Genomic DNA, 4,946 nt, shown 5'->3' with positions numbered 1-4,946 from the left:
CCCTAAGGGCCGCACGCATGTCGGTTTGCACAACCGTAACCAGAGCTTCCCTGCATTTACCCCCGGCTGCGGGGGTGCCTCACTACGGATCGCCGCCTAATATCGTTCTTGCCACTGCAGCTGTGGAGTTGCTGAGGTGTTGCTTGGTGCGGCGCAGCAACGTGCGGCGACTTTTGACTCCCCCATTATCGAAAACGAGATTCAGTGAGAAATCGACAAATACTGACCAGGGAGGCCATTCGACGCATCGGTCCGGGGCTGGCGGTGTCGGCTTGCCTGCTGATCTCGGCTTGCGGCGGGGGCGAAACCGATAATGCCTCCGAGGCGACCGCGGCTTCTTCAGCCAAGGCACGCATCGCCGCCATCGCCGCGCCGGCGCAGGCCGTCTGGTCAGCCCCTGTTTCGCTCACCCTGGTGCCGTCTGCTGCGGCGAACCTGCCGAACGGCAAGGTCCTGATGTGGTCGGCCGACAGCCGCTTTGATTTCACAACCACTGCTGGGAATACCTACTCGACGCTGTTCGATCCGGTCACGAATACCGCAACCGAAAGGTTGATCAACGAAACCAACCACAACATGTTCTGCCCCGGCACGACCAACCTGCCGGACGGACGGTTGTTGGTCAGCGGCGGATCGAGCGCGGGGACCACCAGCATCTACAACCCGGCAACGGGGGCGTGGGCTGCCGCGGCGGCCATGAATATTCCGCGCGCCTACCAGGCCAACACGATCCTGCAGGATGGTTCCATCCTGACGCTCGGGGGCTCGTGGAATGGCGGGCAAGGCAACAAGCATGCCGAAATCTGGACAGAGGCGGGCGGTTGGCGGCGCCTGACCGGCGTGGCCGTGAACCCGATGGTGGGGCCCGACCCGGGCGGCGTTTTCCGGGGAGACAACCACATGTGGTTGATCCCGACCGGCACCGGGCAGGTGCTCCATGCGGGCCCGAGCGCCAACATGAACTGGATCAACACCCAGGGCAATGGATCCAGCGTTCCCGCGGGAACGCGCGGCGACGATGCGTACGCAATCAACGGTTCCACCGTGATGTACGACATCGGCAAGATTCTCAAGACGGGCGGTGCGCCCGCTTACGAGAACATCGATGCCACGGCGAGTTCGTACGTGATCGACGTCAATGCTGGTTTGAGTGTGCGCAAGATTGCGCCGATGAGCTACGCACGCGCCTTTCACAACAGCGTGGTGCTGCCCAACGGACAGGTCCTGATCGTCGGGGGGCAGACACGTCCGGTTCCCTTTTCAGACGATCGCTCGGTGCTGATCCCGGAACTGTGGGATCCCGTGACGGAAGCCTTCACGACGATGCCGGCCATGACCGTACCGCGCAATTACCACGGTGTTGCGCTGTTGCTGCACGATGGTCGGGTGCTGTCAGCTGGCGGCGGCTTGTGTGGACAGGGTTGTGCAGGCAATCACCCCGACGTACAGATTCTGACGCCCAACTATCTGATGAACTCGGACGGCAGTGCGGCGACGCGTCCTGTCATCAACACGTTTCCGGCGCAGGTGGAGTACGGCAAGAAGATGGCCGTGACCACCAACTCGGCCGTCACGTCTTTCGTGCTGATCCGCCTGTCTTCGACGACGCACACCGTCAACAACGACCAGCGGCGCATCCCGCTGGTGTTCGCGTCGACCGGCACGAACAGCTACAGCATCGACGTACCGACCAATCCGGGCATTGCGCTGCCGGGTCAGTACATGCTTTTCGCGATCGACGGGCAAGGCGTTCCTTCGGTGGCGAAGACGGTGCGCATCGGTGCTGGCACGGCCCCGCAACTGCAGTCGCCGGGAACGCAAGCCGGGACGGCCGGCGTCGCTGTTTCGCTGAGCACGACCGCAACAGCTCCGAATGGTCTGGGCATCACATTCAGGGCGACGGGGCTGCCTCCCGGTCTGAGCATGAACGCGACCACCGGCAGCATCACCGGTACACCGACTGCAGGTGGCGATTTCAAGGTCAGTATTTTCGCGGCGACCACTTCCGGCGAGACCAGCACGGATTTCATGTGGAACGTGGTCGGAGGCACCTCCGGTCCGATCTCGGTGCGCTATGTTCGCCTGGAAGAGGTGACTGAGATCAACGGGGGCGCCTGGGCCTCGATGGCCGAGTTCAACCTGCTCGACACCAACGGCGCAACGATTTCCCGCGCCGGATGGACCGTGAGCGCGGACAGCCAGGAAACGCAGGGGGAGAATGCTCCGGCGGCCAACGCGATCGACGGCAATACCGCCACTTTCTGGCATACGCAGTGGTCCGGAGCCAATCCGCCGCCGCCGCACACGTTCACGGTGAACCTTGGTGCCGTGCGCAATGTCGGCGGCTTCAAGTATCTGCCGCGTCAGTCGGGCGCCAACGGCACGATCGCGCAGTTCCGCTTCTACGTCAGCGCCGACGGTATCAATTGGGGCGTTCCAGTCGCCACCGGCGACTTCAGCACCATGGGTGCCAGAGCGGTGGAGAAGACCGTGTTGTTCACGGTACCCGGGGCGAATCAGGCGCCGACGATCAACTCGCCGGGGCGCAATCGCACACGCAGGGGCAGACCGTGACGCTCGGCATCTCTGCGACCGACCCCGACGGCGATGCGCTGACGTATTCCGCGTCGGGCCTGCCCGCAGGCTGAACCTATCTGCGAGCACCGGTGTGATCAGCGGCACCGTGAACACCGCTGGAACCTACAGCCCGACGGTCACGGTCCAGGATGGAAACGGTGCCAGTGATACCACCGCGTTCGCCTGGACGGTGATTCCGGTCCAGCCGGTGATCAATCCCGTGCTGGCTCCGCCTGTCGTGGCGGGCGGGACCGCGACATTCAATGTCACATCGAACATGGGCGCCGGGGTTCAGTACCGATGGGACTTCGGTGACGGAACGCCGGAGACCGCCTATTCGACTGCGGCCACGGTCACGCACCTCTATGCCGCACCGGGGCTTTATACCGTGACGGTCACTGCGCTATCGACTTCGGGTGCCGTGAAGACGCTCAGCTTCACGCAGGCAATCTATGGAGCGATCTCAGGAGCGACTCGTCCGAGCGGATCGACCAACGTCGTCGTCGAGACCCGCGCTGGACAGAACCCGCGGGTCTGGTTGGTCAACCAGGATAACGACAGTGTCAGCGTCTTCGATGGCGTGACCTACAACAAGGTAGCCGAAGTCGCGGTCGGGGTCGATCCGCGGACCTTGGCTGTGGCCCCTGATGGTCGCGTGTGGGTCACCAACAAGAGCGGCTCGAGCATCAGTGTCATCAGTGCCAGCAGCCTGTCGGTGGTTCAGACGATTGCATTGCCTCGGGCTTCGATGCCCTACGGACTTGCCTTCGCGCCGAATGGCAGCGCTGCCTACGTCGCGTTGGAAGCCAGCGGTCAGCTGCTGAAACTGAACGTGAGCTCGGGGGCTGTTTTGGGATCGGTCGCGGTAGGTGCCAATCCGCGCCATCTTTCGATCCCCGTTGCGAGCGACCGCATTTTCGTTTCGCGATTCATTTCGCCGCCCTTGCCGGGAGAGGGGACCACAGTCGTTCAGACCGAGGTGGCGGGGGTCAAGCGTGGCGGCGAGGTGGTGGTGGTCACGTCCGCCATGGCAATCGAGCGCACCATCGTCCTGCAGCACAGCGACTTGCCGGACACCACGCTGCACGGGCGCGGCATTCCGAACTATCTGGCCTCGCCAGTGATTGCCCCGGACGGAAAGAGCGCTTGGGTCCCATCGAAGCAGGACAACGTCAAGCGCGGAACCCGGCGTGACGGCTTGGCCCTGAACTTCGAAAGCACGGTGCGCGCGATCACCTCGAGGATCGACCTGGTGACCTTCGCGGAAGACTATGCGGCCCGCGTCGATCACGACAACTCCAGTCTCGCCAGTGCCGCGGTTTCCACCCGACAGGGGCGTACCTGTTCGTCGCGCTGCAGACGAGCCGTCACGTCGCGGTGATCGATCCGGTCCGGGAAGTCGAACTGTTCCGCTTCGATGCGGGGCGCGCACCCGATGGGGTCGCCGTCTCGCCCGACGGCCTGACCCTGTATGTCAACAACTTCATGGATCGGACTCTGGGGGTCTTCGATCTGACGCGGCTGGTACGGTATGGCGAGTTCAGCGTGACTGCATCGGCAGCCGTCGACGCGGTCGCCGTCGAGAAGCTCTCGGCCGTGGTGCTGACGGGCAAGCAGTTCTTCTACGATGCCCGTGACCCCCGGTTGTCTCGCGATGCGTACATGAGTTGCGCGGCCTGCCACAACGACGGTGGGCACGACGGTCGCACATGGGACCTGAGCAGTCTGGGAGAAGGGCTGCGCAACACGATCAGCCTGCGTGGTCGGGCCGGTGGGCAGGGCTTCAAGCACTGGAGCGGAAATTTCGACGAGATCCAGGATTTTGAAGGGCAGATCCGAACGCTTGCGCAAGGCGCTGGGCTGATGACGGACGTGCAGTTCAATACCGGGACACGGTCTCAGCCGTTGGGCACGACGAAGGCCGGGGTCAGCGCAGACCTTGACGCGCTGGCGGCCTACGTGGGCTCGCTCAACACGTTCGCGCCGACTCCGAACCGCAACGCAGACGGGAGTCTCACCGCAGCTGGGACAGCAGGCCAGGCCGTGTTCGCCAGCAAGTGCTCGTCATGCCACTCTGGAACGGCGTTCACCGAGAGCGGAGCCAGTACCTTGAGAGACGTTGGCACGCTCAAGGCCTCCAGCGGCAACCGTTTGGGCGGAACGTTGACGGGGATCGACACACCGACGCTTCGCGATGTTTGGGCCACGGCGCCCTATCTGCATGACGGGTCTGCGGCCAGCGTGACTGCAGCCATCCAGGCGCACACGGCGATCGTGCTGACGGCGACTGAACTGTCCAACGTCGCGTCGTACGTCGCTCAGATCGGCGTCGAGGAAGCCACCGCGCCGACGAGCACGCCCGGCGGCGG

General features: G+C 63.9%; 3 protein-coding genes and 1 pseudogene. All 4 read left to right on the top strand.

Annotated features, from left to right (window positions below; translation table 11 throughout):
* Positions 1-456 precede the first annotated feature (456 nt).
* Positions 457-1,785: pseudogene (locus Y694_RS27290) on the top strand (galactose oxidase-like domain-containing protein); the annotation flags it as partial.
* Positions 1,759-2,574, top strand: a complete 816-nt coding sequence (locus Y694_RS27285; RefSeq protein ID WP_409072498.1) for a discoidin domain-containing protein — start codon at positions 1,759-1,761, stop codon at positions 2,572-2,574. The pseudogene Y694_RS27290 and the gene Y694_RS27285, both read left to right, overlap by 27 nt.
* Complete coding sequence (locus Y694_RS22820) at positions 2,468-3,958, top strand: PKD domain-containing protein (protein ID WP_255343896.1); 1,491 nt, start codon at positions 2,468-2,470, stop codon at positions 3,956-3,958. Before Y694_RS27285 ends, Y694_RS22820 begins: the two co-directional genes overlap by 107 nt.
* A partial coding sequence (locus tag Y694_RS22815; protein WP_310732284.1) for a cytochrome c peroxidase occupies positions 3,955-4,946 on the top strand: 992 nt, incomplete at its 3' end. The genes Y694_RS22820 and Y694_RS22815, both read left to right, overlap by 4 nt.

The organism is Methylibium sp. T29-B, assembly GCF_000576225.1.
GTDB classification, from domain to species: domain Bacteria; phylum Pseudomonadota; class Gammaproteobacteria; order Burkholderiales; family Burkholderiaceae_C; genus Methylibium; species Methylibium petroleiphilum.
Note: the sequence above shows the minus strand (reverse complement) of the source record. Positions and strands in the feature narration are given on the sequence as shown.